Source organism: Bradyrhizobium lablabi (assembly GCF_001440475.1).
Lineage (GTDB): Bacteria > Pseudomonadota > Alphaproteobacteria > Rhizobiales > Xanthobacteraceae > Bradyrhizobium > Bradyrhizobium lablabi.
Genome location: NZ_LLYB01000035.1, coordinates 52,053 through 70,096, shown reverse-complemented (window position 1 = coordinate 70,096; position 18,044 = coordinate 52,053). Strand labels below are relative to the sequence as shown.

At 61.2% G+C, this 18,044-nt stretch carries 11 protein-coding genes and 3 pseudogenes; 9 read left to right on the top strand and 5 right to left on the bottom strand.

The genetic code is table 11. The features are described from left to right. Positions 1-198: pseudogene (gene groEL, locus CQ14_RS03180) on the top strand (chaperonin GroEL); the annotation flags it as partial. An 876-nt stretch (positions 199-1,074) separates the two neighbouring features. Here groEL and CQ14_RS41830 read toward each other — a convergent pair. Further along, positions 1,075-1,362, bottom strand: coding sequence for a hypothetical protein (locus CQ14_RS41830; RefSeq protein WP_245320170.1), 288 nt, complete (start codon positions 1,360-1,362; stop codon positions 1,075-1,077). A 412-nt stretch (positions 1,363-1,774) separates the two neighbouring features. Between CQ14_RS41830 and CQ14_RS41825 the strand changes: the two genes are divergently transcribed. Both CQ14_RS41825 and CQ14_RS03175 read left to right on the top strand, forming a co-directional pair. Beyond that, on the top strand, positions 1,775-2,035 hold the full coding sequence (locus tag CQ14_RS41825; protein WP_082649684.1) for a DUF1488 family protein: 261 nt from the start codon (positions 1,775-1,777) through the stop codon (positions 2,033-2,035). 492 nt (positions 2,036-2,527) lie between these two features. Beyond that, positions 2,528-2,725 (top strand): hypothetical protein, encoded by a 198-nt coding sequence (locus CQ14_RS03175; RefSeq protein ID WP_057856486.1) that lies wholly within the window; start codon positions 2,528-2,530, stop codon positions 2,723-2,725. 1,882 nt (positions 2,726-4,607) lie between these two features. Here CQ14_RS03175 and CQ14_RS03170 read toward each other — a convergent pair. Further along, positions 4,608-4,875 (bottom strand): annotated as a pseudogene (locus CQ14_RS03170) (conjugal transfer protein TraD). A 1-nt stretch (position 4,876) separates the two neighbouring features. After that, entirely contained in the window at positions 4,877-5,203 is a 327-nt protein-coding gene (locus tag CQ14_RS03165) for a conjugal transfer protein TraD (RefSeq protein WP_057856495.1), read from the bottom strand. Between the two features lie 172 nt (positions 5,204-5,375). On the opposite strand from CQ14_RS03165, the pseudogene traA reads away from it, so the two are divergent. The 3 genes and pseudogenes from traA to CQ14_RS03150 all read left to right on the top strand — a co-directional run bounded on the left by traA (position 5,376) and on the right by CQ14_RS03150 (position 9,561). After that, positions 5,376-8,327: pseudogene (gene traA / locus CQ14_RS03160) on the top strand (Ti-type conjugative transfer relaxase TraA). A gap of 130 nt (positions 8,328-8,457) precedes the next feature. Then, positions 8,458-8,673, top strand: coding sequence for a helix-turn-helix transcriptional regulator (locus tag CQ14_RS03155; protein ID WP_057856485.1), 216 nt, complete (start codon positions 8,458-8,460; stop codon positions 8,671-8,673). Positions 8,674-9,228: 555 nt separating this feature from the next. Next, positions 9,229-9,561, top strand: coding sequence for a helix-turn-helix domain-containing protein (locus CQ14_RS03150; RefSeq protein ID WP_347337110.1), 333 nt, complete (start codon positions 9,229-9,231; stop codon positions 9,559-9,561). A 776-nt stretch (positions 9,562-10,337) separates the two neighbouring features. On the opposite strand, the gene CQ14_RS03145 is transcribed toward CQ14_RS03150, so the two are convergent. Next, positions 10,338-11,414 (bottom strand): amino acid ABC transporter substrate-binding protein, encoded by a 1,077-nt coding sequence (locus tag CQ14_RS03145; RefSeq protein WP_057856483.1) that lies wholly within the window; start codon positions 11,412-11,414, stop codon positions 10,338-10,340. 274 nt (positions 11,415-11,688) lie between these two features. On the opposite strand from CQ14_RS03145, the gene CQ14_RS03140 reads away from it, so the two are divergent. Genes CQ14_RS03140 through CQ14_RS03130 form a run of 3 tightly spaced genes read left to right on the top strand, consistent with a single transcriptional unit; the run spans position 11,689 to position 16,854 of the window. Beyond that, entirely contained in the window at positions 11,689-13,293 is a 1,605-nt protein-coding gene (locus CQ14_RS03140) for an ABC transporter transmembrane domain-containing protein (RefSeq protein WP_082649682.1), read from the top strand. Further along, positions 13,290-15,500, top strand: coding sequence for an ATP-binding cassette domain-containing protein (locus CQ14_RS03135; RefSeq protein ID WP_057856481.1), 2,211 nt, complete (start codon positions 13,290-13,292; stop codon positions 15,498-15,500). Before CQ14_RS03140 ends, CQ14_RS03135 begins: the two co-directional genes overlap by 4 nt. A gap of 10 nt (positions 15,501-15,510) precedes the next feature. Further along, positions 15,511-16,854 (top strand): HlyD family type I secretion periplasmic adaptor subunit, encoded by a 1,344-nt coding sequence (locus tag CQ14_RS03130; protein ID WP_057856480.1) that lies wholly within the window; start codon positions 15,511-15,513, stop codon positions 16,852-16,854. Positions 16,855-17,820: 966 nt separating this feature from the next. Here CQ14_RS03130 and CQ14_RS45200 read toward each other — a convergent pair. Further along, positions 17,821-18,044, bottom strand: a 224-nt coding sequence (locus CQ14_RS45200) for a hypothetical protein (protein WP_210183144.1), incomplete at both ends; no start/stop codon positions are given.

Sequence of the window (18,044 nt, the reverse complement as noted above, 5' to 3'; positions counted from 1 at the left end):
CAGTACTCCTACGGCTTCGACTCGCAGAACGGCGAATACGGCAACCTGGTCACCAAGGGCATCATCGACCCGACCAAGGTGGTCCGCACCGCGATCCAGAATGCGGCATCCGTCGCGGCTCTCTTAATCACCACCGAAGCCATGGTGGCCGAAGTGCCGAGGAAGAACGCAGGCGGCGGCATGCCTGCAAGTGGCGGTNGCATGGGCGGCATGGGTGGTATGGATTTCTAAGTCCAACCGTTCAGCGCTCGAAGAAGAAAGAAAGGCCCGGCAGCGATGCTGGGCCTTCTGCATTTTCGTGCGTTTGGCCTCGGTTGCCCCGCAATTTGCCACAGGCCGTAATACTGCCACGTCAGTCCATGATTCGGATCGACCTTCAGCGCGAACTCATACAGACCTGCGAGAATTGTAGTCGTCGGGCCTGCGGTGGGAATAGCCGACCAGATTGCCCACGTTCGCGTGATCGTCGTCGCCAACTGCCTTAACTGCTCGCCTGCGTCTGGAACTGGGTTGAATTGCAGTAACGCTGCTTGCTTCGCCATGCCAACCAGCGCCAGGCGCCATCGTCGCGCAGTTTCGCGGCCGTTCACGATGGCCACGAACGATCCGAATTTGGCAGAATATAAGCATCACGATGGCCGAACCGGCGATGGCGGTTGTGCGCGACCAAGTCATAGATCGCGTCTCGGATCATCCGTGGGATGAATTGGAAGATCCATGTCCACTGTAGAGTCCGGAACGAAAGTATCTGCTACAAAGTTTTTATCCACCGAACCAAACCGGATAATGNGTGTGCGTATAAATCCAGCCACCCGGCNACTCTGAAACGAAATATGGTTTCGTCATACTGACCGGAGACATGATCTTTATAGACTTCTTCGTGGATGTGAAGCTTTTGCTTAGGCATGAACATCTTTCGAGTGCCGCTAGCGATAGCTAGATCAACTGACTCGCCAGGCTCAACAATGACGCAACGAAGTCGCCGCCAACCGAACGAGCTCGCAGCAAGCAGAATGCGCCCACCGAATGCGAGCGGTAGCTTGCCAACGTGATGGGTTCACACCAATGCTGCCCTCATACGGCCGGTGCGTCGGGGTTGCCGGAGAGAAGTTCATGAAGCTCGACGGCATTCCGAAGGATCGCCTCGGTGCGTTCATCCCCCGTCGGCATCTCGCGAGCCTCGTCCAGGGCGATCACCGCCATGGCGTCCAGATCGCGGGCGAGCGCAGATCGGGCTTGTTTAATCGGAGATAGCCCGCCCTGCGGTGTAACCGCGCTACGCTGAATCACCATTGAATAACCATCGCAGCGGCGACCAGCAGCACAAGAAATATCGGCATCAATACCGGGGGTACCAGCCACTCACGAAGATTGAATGTGGGGAGTTTTGGCATATGAGCGCCCTTTTCGGTTGAGGCGGGAGCGCAACGCTCTCAGTCACCGATATCAGCCCGGGACGCGCGGTGATTTCCTGAACATAGTGACTATCCGCCGAATAGCGAGGGAGAATCGCAATTTGTTTTTGGGAGCTGGCCTGGCAAGGCTTGTAATACGGCATTGAGTAGCCATCTGAATCCCAGCGCCATCGTATTGCTTCAGCATCGCCCCTTACCGTAGCGCGAAGCTTAGCCACGCCAAATCTTGTCAACTATACTGACCAACCGCACATCGCTTCGATGGGCGCGTCCTGAGGCCATTGAACCAGGTCTCGACACTGGTCGCGAAAGCCGGCACGCGCGTGGTTCGCCGGCGAGAACTTGATGGGCGCTCATCCATGATCGAGTTTCCAAATCATAGCCGTTCATATGACCAAACCCGGCGAGCCGTGCGATTTTGGGGACACGACAGCGCGCTGGAAGCGTCATTCTTCATCGACGAAAGCGCATTGAGGCGAATTCAACCAGATGCCCGCCCCGACGAGTCCGGCTTACTGAACGCGTTCGATTGTAACCGTGATGTGATATGCGCCGCGGCTGCGAAGCTTTACGTGCGTGGCAGCCGCGGTTCTTACGATCTGGTCGCCGCAAATTTCTGAAGCGCTCCTGATCTGATCATGCGAGACGACGTGGGCAGACCGGGCGCAGGTGCTCTTTTGTCGCGCGCAACTGCAAACGATTAGCCTCTGGAGATTTCATGGAGAGTTCAGTGCCGACTTTCCTGGCCTGCGGCGCATTTTTTGCTCTCGCGTTCGTTGCGATATTCACCTTTTGGTTGGCGGAACGGCTGCGGGGAACAAACGCCCCTCACTTGTGAGAATCGGACAAGTTGCGCGCCGCATGTCGAAGTGCAGCCTCGCTGGCTGCTGATCTGTTGGGCGCAGCCTGTTTCAACCTGCAGCGACCCAACCTGATTTGGGATTGTCCTACTTTGATCAGCGCAAAAGTCAGAATTGGAATAGTTAATGATTCTTAACTCGACTGCCGAACGTAAGAGGGGTCTAGTATCGCGATCACCGCCCGGCTCCTGGCATTTATCGGTGACTGAGAGTGTTGCGCTCCCGCATTCTGCAAACAGAGGAGGCAGCGCTATGCAGCGACGCCACATCAAACATGTCCTGTCGTTCCCGGTTCGCCTTGAGCAAGAAGCCAAGTCGTTGACATATCGCGCTCACAAGCTACAGCCCGGCAGAGAGCGCGATAAGATGTTGAGTAAGGCCCGCCAGCTCGAGGTCGCCGTCGATATCAACGAATGGCTTTCATCTCCAGGTCTGCAAGCGCCGAAGTGATGGCCGAATACTCACCTATGTGCTCGCAAGCACGAAGAAGCCAACTTTGCTTCGCAAACGATTGGCAACTGAGGCCGATTCGGCAATGACGGCGGGGCTAACCCACCTTTTGGAAAAAGCGACGAAACGAAGCGCCATCGCCATCCAGAAGGAAATAGACAAATGCGATGCTTAGCCGGAGGTAAGGCCGCCTCATTTGGAATTGCGTGGCCTTTTGAACCTAACCGCACCTGGTGCCGACATACGATTACTGGAGGATTGCAATTTCCAGTTCCAGCGCGCCGCCACCAAGCATTATTCGGCTTGGTGGCGATGTCGTTTTTCGCGGCTCAATATTGCCAACAACAGTAACAAGAATGTTTTCGACGGATGAAATTAGCGGGGAACGAAGTTGAAGCCCAATTTCTGCTGCAACTCTCTAGTAGTTGGAAGAGGCTCGCCGGCCAGATCGATCGGTATCGTTCAAGCGCGAACAAGTGTCCGCGACAAGTCCTGCCGCTCGCCCGCCGCAAGGGACTGACACGTCCAGTGTCATTGTCATTCTCGCGACCGTGTCCTCGACCAAAGCAACGGCCTCAGCGCGGGTTGCATCTGAGGCCGCTTGAAGCCTTCCGCCGGGCATTGGGGCAAAATGTCGACCGTTCAGTAGGCTTGACTTTCGGAGATGATATCACCGATCGCTTGAGGACCAAAAACTTCCGAGATCAATCGTTCCTCCAATCTGAGAGTATTCAGCGTCCTAACTGGGACAGGACCGAATATCGAAACGCCAATCGCCTGCCCGCCTATGCCAGGCCTGTCAAATGAAAAAGGGGCCGCCAACTGAGCCGGCCTGCTACTCGTCCTTGTCGCTATGATGGAGGTTGAAAGCTCGATCGTACCTGTCGCGGGCTTCGGTACCCACGCCGTATGGACCAGGCCACCATCCATGCGGAGGATTGTAGTTGTCGTTCTCAGCGTCTTGCTTGGCCTGTTGTTCTAGCTTCTCAGGCGTCCAAAACGACATTGATGTATCGTTGCTCACACCTCTGTCCTCCAAGTGCCAAAGCTAATTGGCCTCTTGGCCAATTCAAGTTAGGAGACCTGACCTTAAAGATTGGCCTTTTGTTGGGGGGCAGAGCGGACATTCCTCAGATCGCTGGTATGTCTGAAGCGCCAAACGACCATACCATTGCTGCGGCTGATAGATCCCGGCGGTAAAGTGAGGGTGGCCCGCTGCCGCCCGTCCATGCCGCATCGAAGGTGATGCGGTCATCCATGATGTGCCTTCACCACTCGATCATCGTTGGCTCGCTGCGGCGCGGGCCACCGAGTAGGCACATTCGTGCAAATTACCCAAAGCCTGGCTTGCCCGATGCGTGCCAGAACTTGATGATCTCGCTATCGATCAATGCGCGGCCCTTCGTTCGGCGCCCGACCCTCTGCGCACAGGCTTCTTTGGGCGCGCGTAGCTGGCGAGCACGTTGTGCTCCACGTAACCTTCGCCGACACACCATTCGAGGAGTGTGTGCGTGGACTTGCGCAAATCCTTGCCGCGCCGCCCTTACCGTCTTGGCGATCTTGTCCCTGCCGCCATGATTTGCCGCGCCGGCGCGCGACTATATTGAACGCCGGCTCCAAGAAGAGCGGGCCGCGATGGAAGCTCTTTCAAAAGCAACCTTTCCATTTGCGCTGCTAGTTGGACGGGTTTCGCCTGGTGAACTAACCTCGGGGAATCGCCATACTAACAGGGAGGCGGTCGGGCTAAAGGCTGCGTTCGCGCAAAGCGCGGGGTTGAAGCAAGCGCACGGATTAGCAAATCGTTGCGCATTCATCGAGCATACGCATCGACCTGCTATCAAGCCTCCGGGTAGCCGTCGCTTAGCTGACGTGCCATCGTGCATCAACGACGAACCGCCGGATCAGTTCGATCTGCCTCCTTGTGTGTCGCCGGGTCCGCCTCGAACGCTTTCTTCCCCTTTGCGGACCATAGCGCTCGCGCCCGTTCGCCTTGATCGCTTTGGAGCTTGTCGGTCATCCAGAGCAGCGCGCCGAGAATGATGGCGCGATCGTCGCCGGTCAGGTCCACGACCCCAGCTTTCACGACGAGGCCGCCGAGTTCGATAAGGTGCCGCGTTCGCTTGCGGCGGGTCGACCTGCCATGTGCGCATATCATGTCGCGCCCTTGCGGCCTGATACCGGTGGCGCGCCGCCCGGTGGCGCCGGAGCGCTGTCCATGTAGCGGTCAGTTGCCGGCACATTTCGCTGCGATCGTCCCTGAAAGAACGCGGCCCCGCGCCTGGCCCATGCCTCCCTCTTTCCGGCCTCTTTCGTATCAGTCAGCGCGATCAGTGCGCCCGCCAGTTCATTCGCGGTGAGTGTGTCAGCCCCAGTGGCGATGACCAGCTCGCCGAGCTGCCGCACCTTGCGGGCTTTCACCGCGCGCGCCTTGTCTTCGAGCGCTTTCAGCTCCGCGTCAAAGTCCCGTGGCTTGCGCATCATATCCTCCGTAATCCGTCGATGGAGCGATGATAGTCCAGCAGCCTGCAGAATGCTGTAAGGCTGCCGGGACGGCTTGGGACGGGGTAGTCCCGCCCGAGAATTTTTCGAGGGAGGGCGCGCTTATACGTCGTTCCGACGTGCGCTCTGCCGTGCCACTGATCTGGTCGCGATGGCGATCTATCATCTTCACGTCAAGGTCATTGGCCGGAAGTCCGGCTCGAGCGCGGTGGCGTCAGCCGCCTACCGGTCGGGCTCGCGGCTGCGCGACGAGCGGCTTGATCGTAGCCACGATTTTTCCGCCAAGCGCGGCGTCGTCCATTCCGAGGTGATGATGTCAGAGAATGCGCCGGAGGCATGGAGCGACCGCGAACGGCTCTGGAACGATGTCGAGGCATTCGAGGTCCGCAAGGACGCGCAGCTTGCCCGCGAGGTGGAGTTCGCCATTCCACGCGAGATGACAGAGGCTCAGGGGATTGAGCTTGCCCGCGACTTCGTTCGGGGCGAATTCGTGGATCGAGGCATGATCGCCGATCTCAACGTGCATTGGGACATCGGTGAAGACGGCATGCCCAAACCCCATGCCCATGTCATGCTGACCATGCGGTCAATCAAAGAAGACGGTTTTGGCCCAAAAGTGCGGGAGTGGAACCGCACGGAGATGGTGGAGCGTTGGCGTGAGCGCTGGGCGGAGTTGGCCAATGAACGTCTAGCCGAACTCGATATCGACGCGCGCATCGATCATCGCAGTCTTGAGGCGCAGGGCATCGGACTGGAGCCGCAAAGCCAGATCGGCGCCTCCGCGCAGCGCATCGAAAATGAAGGCGTGGAAGCCGTCGACCGCGCGGAAATGCACCGTGAGATCGCGCGCGGCAATGGCGAGCGCATCATTGTCGATCCTGTGGTGGGGCTGGACGCCATCACCCAGCAGCAATCGACCTTCACGCGTCGCGACATGGCAAGGTTTGCGCACCGGCACAGTGACGGGATCGACCAGTTCAACGAGGTGATGGGCGCGATGGGCAGCGCGTCCGATCTGGTCCAACTCGGCAAGGACGGACGCGGCGAGGACCGTTTCACCACCCGGCAGATGATCGAGTCCGAACGGCGCTTGCACCGCGCTGCGGAATCGATGGACGGACGGGAACGCCATCAGGTGAATGACAGGCACCGCGAGGCCGCCCTGGTCCATACCGAACAGCGCGGCCTTGTCCTGTCCGGCGAGCAGGTAGACGCGCTGGCGCATGTCACGGATGGCCGCGATCTAGGCGTCGTGGTCGGCCATGCCGGAACGGGAAAGAGCGATGCTGGGCGTGGCGCGGGAGGCCTGGGAAGCGGCCGGTTATGAGGTCCGGGGCGCGGCGCTGTCCGGCATTGCGGCCGAGAATCTGGAAGCGGGATCGGGCATCGCGTCCCGCACCATCGCCAGCCTTGAACATGGCTTGGGTCAGGGCCGCGACCTGCTCACGTCGCGCGATGTCCTGGTCATCGACGAGGCCGGCATGGTCGGTACGCGCCAGTTGGAACGGGTATTGTCCCACGCGGCAGAGGCCGGGGCCAAGGTCGTGCTGGTCGGCGATATCTGCCAGTTGCAATCCATCGAGGCCGGTGCGGCGTTCCGGTCGATCCACGATCGCCATGGCGGTGCGGAAATCGGCGACATTCTCCGCCAGCACGAGGACTGGCAGCGGGACGCCACGCGGGATCTGGCGACCGGCAGAACCGGCAATGCGCTGCGAGCCTATCGCTCCCGTGGCAGCGTGCATGAGGCTCAAACTCGCGAGCAGGCACGTGGCGATCTGATCGATCGCTGGGACCGCGACCGGCAGGCGGCGCCGGAGCGCAGCCGGATCGTTCTCACCCACACCAACGGTGAGGTGCGTGCCCTCAATGAGGCCGCGCGCGAACGGATGCGGGCCGCGGGCGATCTCGGCGATGAGGTGCGTGTGACGGTCGAGCGCGGTGCGAGAAGCTTCGCCAGCGGGGACCGCGTCATGTTCCTGCAGAATGAGCGCGGACTTGGGGTCAAGAACGGCACACTCGGAACCATCGAACAGGTCAGCACACGTCCATGTCCGTGCGTACCGATGACGGGCGGAATGTCGCCTTCGACTTCAAGGACTACAATCGGATCGACCACGGCTATGCTGCGACCGTTCACAAGGCGCAGGGCATGACGGTAGACCGCGCCCATGTTCTGGCCACACCAGGCATGGACGCCCATGGCAGCTATGTCGCCTTGTCGCGGCACCGCGATGGCATCGACCTGCATTACGGCCGCGACGATTTTGCCAGTCAGGACCGGCTCACCCGCACCCTGTCGCGCGACCGGTCCAAGGACATGGCGTCGGATTACGAGCGTGCCGATCCAGCCCAGAACTATGCCGAGCGGCGAGGCATCACCTTTCGCGAGCGCGTGGCCGAGATCCAGCGCAAGGTCGTGCCGGAGGTACGGGGCATGTTTGACGGCCTGCGGCCGTCCGCTGAAGGTGTGCCTGGCCCGGACGACGTGCGGAGACCGGAACGGGAAGCGCCGGAAAGGAAGGTGGTGGAAGACCCGGACGCGGCGCTGCGCAAGGCCCGCACCGATGCCTTGAAACGTCATGCACGCGCCGTGGATGCGATCTTCGGTGTGCAGGAGCGTGGTGGCAAGGCCAGCCCGACGCAGGTGAGGGAATTGCAGGAGGCCCGCAAGGTCTTCGAGGCCGTGCGGCCCCATGGCTCGCACGACGCCGAAGCCGCCTACAAGAGGAACCCGGAACTCGCCCACGAGGCGGCCGGCGGCCACGTCAATCGTGCCATCCGCGCACTCCAGCTCAAAACCGAAATCCGAACCGATCCGAACCGTCGCGCCGACCGCTTCGTGGAGCGCTGGCAGAAACTCGACCAGACCAGTCAGCGTCAGTATCAGGCGGGCGACATGGCCAGCTATAAATCCACGCGCTCGGCGATGGGCGACATGGCCAAGAGCCTGGAGCGCGATCCGCAGTTGGAATCCCTGCTCGCCAATCGAAAGCGCGAACTCGGCATCGGCGGCAATTTTGGCTCAGGCCGCCGTCTGGGCGACGAACTCGCTTTCACACATGGTATCGACCTGGGCAGAAGCCGCGGCCTCGGACTCTGAACCCGCCGATTTGCCGCGACCTCTACGCCACAGCGCTATGCCGCGCCGAACGCTGTTGCATGCCCCTGAATGCCTGGTCCTGTTTGCTCCCACTAGCCGTCAGAAACAGTCAGCGGGAGGCAGGCCAGCCGTGCGAGAACCAGACCGTATCATCCGCTTGAGAACCGTGCTTTCCCGGACCGGGCTGTCCCGGTCCACCATCTACCGCAAGATCGCCGAGGGCACGTTCCCGCCGCAGATCAAGATCAGCATTAACGGGAGCGGCTGGCATGAGTCCGATATCAACCACTGGATCGCCGATCCCGTCGCATGGCGCCCGAAGCACGAGCTCGATGCGGCCAGATGACGTCAGCGGTCGGCTTGCTGCTGGCGACAGTGAACCGGACCGGCGTCAGGCCGTAAAGGCTGGCGCTATCGCGCCCCCGCTTCGCGGCTTCGGCCTTGACGGCCTGACGCCGCCCCGGTTTGGGCTCTCCAAGCAGACAAGGGCGGATTGGGAGCGGTCACGCTTCCAATCCGGCCCGCTACGCCTGCACCAACCATGTGCTTGACAACTGCTGCGACAACGCCCGCGCCATGGACCGCAAGGCCGCTTTAAGCCGCGTGCTGACCGGGCTACGCGAGCGCACGATGACGCCGGAGATGGCCGTCGACACCATGCGCCCATACCGCCCAGCGTCGAAGCTCATCGGAACTCACCCGCCGCGAGTTTGCCGAAGCCGCTATTGCCATCGCGGAGATCGTGCGCGTCATCGGCAAGGCGGTTGGCATCGCGCCCCCTGTCCGACCGGCTGACCGAGCTTGAGGCCAAACAGAACAGTCTCGCCACCCACGGAGGGGACGCCATAGCGTAGCACGGCGCAGACTCGGGCTGTTCATTTACACCAAGACGCGTGACACAATGCGTACGATGGCTCACCCTCGCAAATCCCATGAACACGTTTCGACGAACAAGGCAGTGTCGAGTGTTGACACCGATAAGAGCACCGGAGTTGATCCGATCGACCCTTCGGCCCTCGGTCTTAGGAAGGTAGCGTACGCGGTCGACGAGACACTTGAGTTGCTCAGCATCGGCCGCACTGCACTGTACGCAGCAGTCAAACGGGGTGACCTCAAACGCGTCAAGTTCGGCAAGAAGACGTTGTTTTACGCTGCCGACCTTGCCGCGTTTCTGACACGGCTCCGGCACCTGAGCCGATTGGACGAGAGCCAGATCGATCGCGGGCCTTGCTAGTAGGCGAATGCAGCATCGCCAGAATTTCACTTACATGCATGCGGATCGTCAATAGCGGGTAACCGGCCAACGCGAGCTTCACGACAGACGTAACAGGAAGCGATGCGGACCTTTCCTCCAATCACGAGCCAATTTTTGACGACCTGCTAGAGTCCGCCGCGGCACGGACAATCGACCGGCTCGTGCCGAACTAACTTCAAAAATACTTTCCGACCGATAGCGATCGAGCTGTCTTCATAGTTCGATCGGACGCGAAGGACGACCAGAGCGCGGCTGGTGACTGCGCTCTGGCCGACCGATCTCCTTCCCCTTGGCAACTTTGTTGGCATTTTTGTTGGTACTCGTGGAATCAACACCTTGATAAAGCCCAGAAATCTCTCAAGAAACGCAGCTTCATATGATCGCTGCCGGGCCCACCAGCCTTCGCTCGCGAAGCGAGCACCGGCTCGGCAAGCCGACATCTCCCGAAAGACCGACGTCGCCAAGGCTCCCCCAAAAATATCGAAAACAACCCCATGCAAAGTAGAAATGGCGACCGCCGGCGAGGGTGACGGTGACATCGGACCATTTGACACGTCGGGCAAATCACAGGCACTAAACCACCGTCGGGCTGCGCCCTGATTCAGTGCCCGGCGCTAGTGCTCTTTCGTCCGGCTGACCATGGCCTCTACCACTCGATCGCAATTTCGTCGGCCATTTCGCGCAAAACAGCCTAACGATATCACAACATGATGATTGCTCCGACTTGCGTCGAACAGCCTTGATCCCCTCATGAGTCAGCGCATTGGAGGGGCGTATTGGAGGCCACCCTCGGTCCATAACCGATTGAGCCCGCGCGGGATGGCGAGCTTGGAGTCCCTCCCCAGGTTGCGTTCATAGACTTCGCCGTAATTGCCGACGTGGTGAATAATGCGCGCGACCCAATCATTGGAGAGGCCGAGCGCTTCGCCAAGCGCTGCATAGCTTCCGAGCAGGCGTTTGGTCTTGGCTCTTTCCGAATTCAGCTCCGCAGACAACGTCTTTTGGCTCACGCCCAGTTCTTCTGCATCGACCATGGCGAAATGTGCCCATTTGACAACGGTAAGCCATTGGTCGTCGCCATTACGCACCGCAGGACCGAGCGGCTCCTTCGCGATGACATCCGGCAGAATGACGTGCTCGTCAGGCGCCTTCAACTCCAGCCGCTCGGAATGAAGCCGCGAGATATCGCTGGTGACAACATCGCAGCGGCCTTCATCATATGCCGCGGCGACCTCCACCTCGCTTGGCAGCGCGACTTCTTCATAATTGAGCGCGTTGGCGCGGAAGTAGTCGGCGAGATTGAGCGCGCTCGTGCTTTGGCGCTGGACGCAAACCCTGGTGCCGCCGAGATCGCGTGCTGAGACGACCCCACGGCTCTTGCGCACCATGAAGCCTTGACCATCATAATAGTTCACATAGGCAAACTGGATCCCCAGTCCCGCTTCGCGGGCAAGCGTCCAGGTGTTGGCCCGCGCCAGCACGTCGATCGTGCCGGATACGAGTGGCGCGAAGCCGGTCTCCACGGTGAGCGGTGTATACACGACCTTCGAGGGGTCGTCGAAGATTGCTGCCGCGAGGGATCGGCAAACATCGACACTGAACCCCGTCCGCGCACCATTGGCATCCTTCGCGGAAAAGCCCGGCAAATGATCGCTGACGCCGCAGCGGACATTGCCGCGCTGCTTGATCGCGTCCAGTGTCGTGCGTGAAAGAGCTGACTGCGCGTGGGCTGGTAATCCTGCCGTCGCTAACAGGACGCAGCTCAGCACAGACAGGGAACTCCCGCGAGTAACGGCAGCGATAAGGAACTTCAGTGTAGCCGCCAGGGTCATGATGATCCTCCCATGTGGCTTGCGTTTGACGCGGTTCCCGCGCCGACAATGCCCGCTGCTGGTCTTTGCGGAGAATTGTTCCCCTCACGTGGGCCGCGTGATCGTTCTCGCTTCAAACATGAAAGAAGCTCGGTTTGACGAGAGCAGTATTCTTCGTTAATTGTAGTCTAATACTTATACACGCGGAGATATAGGCCTAAGAGTTAGACCGCTACATTAGGCACTATGATGTTGATGCAGCCCTCGTACTTGAAAGTTCGAGGAGGCTCCAACAATGCTCAGTCAGGTGGCAGACGCCAAGCCAACCAGTGTGACCGTGCTGAGCACGGCAGCCTCGGTCTGTGCGCACCTTCTTTCCTTGGCCGTTCCTCTCGCACTGTTGCAGACCTACGACCGCATTCTTCCGAATCAGGCTTATTCCACGACATTCGTTCTGGCACTCGGCGTGTCAATCGCGATCGTGCTTGAAGCGCTTTTGCGTTATGGGCGCGCCGTTCTGTTCGCCTATGTCGGCGAAACCTTTGAAGGCCGCGTAACGCTGCTTGAGCTCGATCACCTCATGCGCGCCAACGGCAGGGCCGTTCAGGAGTATGGCGTGCCGGCTCTGTCGGACGCCGTCCGCGCGGCCGGCCAGATGCGTGACTTCTGGTCCGGCAATGCCGCTGTGGCGCTGCACGAGCTGCCGTTCCTCGTGATCTATTTCGTTTTGATCGCATATATCGGCTCATGGCTCGTCCTGATTCCGATCGCGCTCACGATCCTTGCGCTCATTGCGGCACTGCTCGTCATGCGCGCGACAAGGGGCACAATACGTGACCTTGAAACGGCGGAAGCTGCGCGGCGAAATCTTGCCTGGGGCATTTTTGGGGGTCTCATCGAAGTAAAGGCAATGGCTGCCGAGCCGATGCTCACCCGGCGTTATCGCGACGTGGTCGCGCGGGTGATGACGGCGGAAGCGCGCATGGAAAACCAATTGGCGTTGATCCGCGAGAATGGTGCGTTGCTGTCGCAGATCTCGACCGTAGCAGTGGTGACCCTCGGTGCGTTCATGGTCGTTGCCGGTCAGCTGACAGTTGGCGGATTGGCGGCTTGCATACTGCTGGCCGGTCGCTCCGTCGGCCCTGCGATGGGCGCGTTCGTGTATCTCACCCGCCTGAACTATCGGCGGGAGGCCGATCTCAAGATCCAAAGCGTGTTGTCGCTCCCGGAGGCCCCTCTCTGGAAAAGCAGCGGCGACCGAATATTCCGCGGCGGTGAGATCAGATTATCGGGAACCGCGCTGCGGGATGGACCGGTCGCGATTCCACAGGGGAACGTCGTTCGTGTCGACGCTAACGATCCTCTCGCGGCTACGGCGCTGCTCGAAGCCGTGGCGCGGCTGGACGACTCCCTGGATGTCCATATCACCTATGATGGACTGCCAGGAACGGCCTTCGAGAGCCGCAGTCTCAGGGAAGCCATTGCCGTAGTGAGCTGTCGCGCGAACATGATCAGCGGCACGCTGCTGGACAACATGACGCTGTTCAGCCCGCAACATAGTGCCGATGCGATCCGGCTCATGCAGCGTTTGGGACTCAACACGTTCGTCGATGGTCTCAAGCAGGGCCTCATGACGGTGGTTGGGCCCGCCGGCGCGGAAATCGTAAGCCCCGGTATCGCCGTGCGCATCGGTCTGATCCGCGCCCTTGTGAGACGGCCGGTCGTTCTTTGCCTTGATGAGGTCGGCGGCGCTCTCGATCTCGACGGCAAGCGCCGGCTCGTCGAGAGCCTTAAGGAGATCAAGGGGCAAACCACGATCTTCCTGGTGTCGCAGGATCCCTCCCTCCTGCAGATCGTCAATCAGACGATCCGGCTGCGCGCAGGGGAGAAGCTGACATGAACCAGATTCTGCCGGCAACCGCCACGCCTCAACCGGCGTCGCCCCAGCGTCCGGCGAACTGGAACGAGGCCGCCTGGCTTGAGCGCCTCGAGGCTGTCGTAGGCCCACAACGCAGAGCCAATTCGCCGGTGGCCGCCGCGCTGCCGTCGCTGCTGGTAACACTCGGCTGGCCGGGGGCCGTGCGAAGACTCGCCGCACTCCTGCCGCCGCCGGAAGTGCCTTTGTCGATGGAAGGACTCGAGCGGCTCCTGTCCGATTTGGGCTTTCGCGTCCGTCAGGTCTCGGCCGTTGGGGCCGCATCCGACACCAGACACCTGCGCGCCGGCAGCGTGGTTCAACGTTCCGACACTGTCGCGATTTATCTCGGGCGGCCCAGCGGAAAGGATAGCTGGCTGGTCGGCAACCGCGTGCAGGATACATTCGCGCCGGTGATTGGCGATACGATCGCAACGATCGAGCCGGACCTTGATTTTCATCCTGTCGATGAGCCCCGGCCAAGGTGGTTCCGCGGCCTGTTCGAGCGGGTGCGCGACGAGCTGTTTGCGCTCTTTGCCATGAGCACCTTCATCAACGTGGCGGCTCTGACGGTGTCGCTTTACACGATGGTGGTCTACAGCGTCGTGATCCCGTCGGGCGCCGCCGGTTCAGTTTGGTGGATCGCGGCGTTTGCCGTGGTCGTCATCCTCGGCGGTTGGGCACTCAGGATCGGACGTCAGATCGTCACGTCGCGCATGAGCAGCTGGGTAGGTACCCGGATCGCGGAAGCGGCCATGCGCAAGATGCTCAGCCTCCCGCTCGAGATCTCGGCAAAGTTCGGCGTGCAAAACAACGTTATCCGCATGCGCAGCTTCGAAAGCGCGCGGCAGTTCCTGAGCAGCATGGGTGGCGCCAACCTGATCGACTATCCGTTTGTGGCGATCTTCGTGCTCGTAATCGCACTGATGGGAGGTTGGCTCGTCGTCGTGCCGATTGTCGCATTGGCGATTTACGCGCTGCTTGCACTGCCGACCGCTGACTATGTCTCCAGCAAATCCAGCGCCGCGGCCGTGGCGTCGGCGCGGCTCGAGGAAATGGCGGGCTCCGCGCTTATCGGCATCAACGCTTTTCACCATAAAGGAAGTGGCAGCCAGTGGCTCAACCGGTTTGCCGATGCTGCCCGCGAAGCGGCGGCGCGCAACCGCGACTATGCGATCGCCGTGGCTCGCGCCCAGGCCATCGGACAGGCGCTCACGGAGTTCACCGTGCTTGCGACCTTGTGCGTCGGCATCGTGCTGGTGCTCGACGGACTGATGCACGCAGGCGGGCTTGTGGCAGCGATGATGCTGATCTGGCGAATTACAACGCCCGCGCAACAGGCCTTCGGGTCACTGGTGCGTCTGCGTCAAGTCCGCAATTCGGTCGCACAACTCGATCAACTGATGGTGACCCCGGCTGAGCGCCCGGGCGTGGATATTGCCAGTCCCTGCGGCATCGCCAGCGTCACGCTGACTGTCGAGCGTCTTTACTACCGGCCGGATACCGATCAGGAAGCGGCTCTCAATGGCGTCTCCTTCACCGTGCCGGCGGGTGCGCGCGTAGCCGTGGTTGGGCCAAACGCCAGCGGCAAGACCGCGCTGCTGGAATGCCTTGCCGGCTTGCGCCGGCCGCAATCCGGCCGCGTCCTGGTGAATGGCCGGGATATCCGTCAATTCGATGCAACTGAATATCGGGCATGGATTGGCTATGTCCCCCAAGTGGTTCCGGCGTTGCCGATGTCGGTGCGCGACTATCTGCGTCTGCGCGTACCGACATTGACGGATCGGGAAGCCCTGGACGCTTTTCGGCAGGTTCTCGGTCACGACTGGACCGATATTCCGGCTTTTGCATGCTCCGCTGACAGCGTGCTTGATCGGCAGCTCAATCCCTTCAACGAGGATCATGGCGAACTGAAGCTTCGCTACGTTGTCGCTTTCGTTGCGGCGACCCTCGGCAATCCCGCGGTTCTGTTGCTCGACGGCACGGGTGTCACCGGAGACCCGCTGTGGGACAAGAGGATCGAGAGTTATCTCGATTCGATCCGCGGCCGGATCACCGTGATCTGGTCTCCTTATTCCACCGCGCAAATTCAGAGCAGCGATCAGATCGTGATCATCGAGCGCGGCTCCGTGCTGCACGCGGGACCGGCGGCTCGACCGGCGGCAAAGCAGCCGCTGGCCAGGATCGGATAGGAGAAATCGCGTGGACGCGCAGACTGGCAAAGACATCGTCCAATCGGTTGCTCGGGAGCAACGGCCCGCGGGGCAGGTCGGAGGCGATATCGACTATTCAAAGGTCACGCGCGGTGTTCGCGTGCTGCTTATCGGCGTCGTCGCATTGGTGGCGACCGTCATCGGGCTGTCACTGGTTATTCCCGTCGAGGAAGTGGCGCGGGCACGCGGCGAGTTCGTCCCTCTGCGACGCGTCCAGGTGATCCAGGCGTCGGACGGCGGTGCGCTTGCCGCGGTGCTGGTGCACAATGATGAAAAGGTGACGAAGGGACAGTTGATCGCCAAATTCCGCGCCGAGAATCTTCTGCGCGATCTGGCGCGTTCCGAGGTTCGCATGGCCTATCTTGCCGTGCAAACCGAACGGCTGGACGCTTTCGCCATGAACCGTCCACCGGTCTTCGACGCGTTCCGCGCCCAGTATCCCTACATGGTGAAAGAAGCCACGTCTCTGTCCGACCAGCAGCAACGTGAGCTCGCGCGTAACCTTGAAGGAAAGGACAAGCAGATCGAAGCGGAAAAATCGGCGCTGGATGCGGCCGAACGCGAAATACCCGCGGCCAAGACCAGCCTCGATGCGACACAGGAATTGCTGGAGCGCATGCGCGAAGGCGTGAGAATTGGCGTCATTCCCGCCAATCGACTTGCCCAGGCACAGGAACAGGCGGCGCAGTCCGAGCGGATTCATACCCAGCTCGTTGCCTCGCTTGATCAGCATGGCGCGCGCATCAAGCAGCTTCAGGCCGAGCGTGACGCGGTCATCGCAAGGTCGGCCGCCGACGCGCGCAACCAGCGATCCGAGCTTATGGTTCAAATGGACGAGCTGAAGGCCACCCAAGCCGCCTATCAGAGCCGATCCGCGGATATCGAGGTCAGAGCCCCGGTCGACGGCGCCGTGCAGAAGATTTCGGAAACGCCGATCGGCACCGTGATTCCACCGGGCGGCACGGTTTGTGAAATCGTGCCGGCAGGAGCCGTATTGATACAAGCGCGCGTGTCGCCACGCGACATAGGCTTTGTGCGGATTGATCAGAAAGCAATCGTGAAGTCGGACGCGTTCGACTACAGCCGTTATGGATCGATCGCGGGCAAGGTCGTTCGCATTGCGCCATCGAGCGCTGTCGACGGACCAGGTCAGACGCCCTATTTCCAGGTCGAGATCGAGCTGGACCGGCCTCACGTCGGAGCCAACGAACAGCACGTGGTGACGCCCGGCATGACCGGTGAGGCAACGATTCTCACCGGCGAGAAGACGATCTTTCAGTATCTGCTGAAGCCGATCTACACCACATTGGATACCGCGATGCGCGAACGCTGAGGAGGTCTGTCATGACCAAGTCCGCGAAGGTTTTGGAAACCATCACGAAGTTGTTTTCGGCGCAGGGCCTCAAGAAGGCGGTCGACAGGCCCATCGGTCAGCCCGAACCGGCCCGCGAGGACGTACCGGTCGGCTGGATGGTTGATCCTGACGGCGATCTAGCGCCTGCGGATCGCGGCGGTGGACAGGGTGGTCCGCCTGCCGACACCGATTCGTTGCAACCACTTTCCGAAAAGCCGCCGGCGGCAGGTCACGAGGTCGGCGGGGCCATGCGTCATGACACGAACTTTTCTGTTGGCGGGAGTGACCGCTCCGATTCCACAGCCGATGTCCCCCCGTCATCGCATCCGCAAACGACCGAGCCGGTGCACGCGGGATCGGGCGGCTTGGTCGCTTCCAGCGCAGCAACTCCAGGCCCCACTTCGTTCCAACAGTCCGAAGCGGCTCCCGCGGCTGTCCATGCCGGAGGCGGCGGCGGTGGTGGTGGCGACAGGAGTGCTGGCGATGGCGCAGCCAAGGGAGCGAGCGTTGTCGATGACGGCGTGACGGACGGAGCGACCGCCACGGACGACGCGAAGGGCAGCGGCACCGGCACCGTTGATGTGGGCCCCGCCCCCGGCGGCGATGGCGAGACGGGTCAGCAGACCGCTGGCGGCGGCGGTGACGGGAAAGATAATCAGGGCGGTGACAGCAGCGCCGGCAGCGCGGGACCGGGCACCGGCTCCAGCGGTGATGGCGANAACCGGTCAACACACCGCCGGCGGCGGCAACGGTGACGGTCAAGGCAATCAGGGTGGTGACAGCAACACCGGCAGCGCGGGACCGGGTACCGGCTCCGGCGGTGATNCGAGACCGGTCAACACACCGCCGGCGGCGGCAACGGTGACGGTCAAGGCAACCAAGGCAATCAGGGTGGTGGCAGCAACACCGACGGTGCGGGTCAGGGCACCGGCTCCGGCGGTGACNACCGGTCAACACACCGCCGGCGGCGGCAACGGTGACGGTCAAGGCAATCAAGGCAATCAGGGTGGTGGCAGCAACACCGACGGTGCGGGTCCGGGCACCGGCTCCGGCGGCGACGGCGAGACCGGTCAGCACACTGCCGGAGGCGGCAACGGTGACGGTCAGGGCAATCAAGGTAACCAAGGCAGCGGCGCCGTCGATCACGGCAACAATGGCGACAATGGACT

Excerpts from the sequence above, each read along its gene's own strand:
- CQ14_RS41825 (WP_082649684.1), top strand. The coding sequence starts at position 1,775 with ATGATCGAGTTTCCAAATCATAGCCGTTCATATGACCAAACCCGGCGA.
- CQ14_RS03175 (WP_057856486.1), top strand. The coding sequence starts at position 2,528 with ATGCAGCGACGCCACATCAAACATGTCCTGTCGTTCCCGGTTCGCCTT.
- CQ14_RS03165 (WP_057856495.1), bottom strand. The coding sequence starts at position 5,203 with ATGCGCAAGCCACGGGACTTTGACGCGGAGCTGAAAGCGCTCGAAGAC.
- CQ14_RS03150 (WP_347337110.1), top strand. The coding sequence starts at position 9,229 with ATGCGTACGATGGCTCACCCTCGCAAATCCCATGAACACGTTTCGACG.
- CQ14_RS03145 (WP_057856483.1), bottom strand. The coding sequence starts at position 11,414 with ATGACCCTGGCGGCTACACTGAAGTTCCTTATCGCTGCCGTTACTCGC.
- CQ14_RS03140 (WP_082649682.1), top strand. The coding sequence starts at position 11,689 with ATGCTCAGTCAGGTGGCAGACGCCAAGCCAACCAGTGTGACCGTGCTG.
- CQ14_RS03135 (WP_057856481.1), top strand. The coding sequence starts at position 13,290 with ATGAACCAGATTCTGCCGGCAACCGCCACGCCTCAACCGGCGTCGCCC.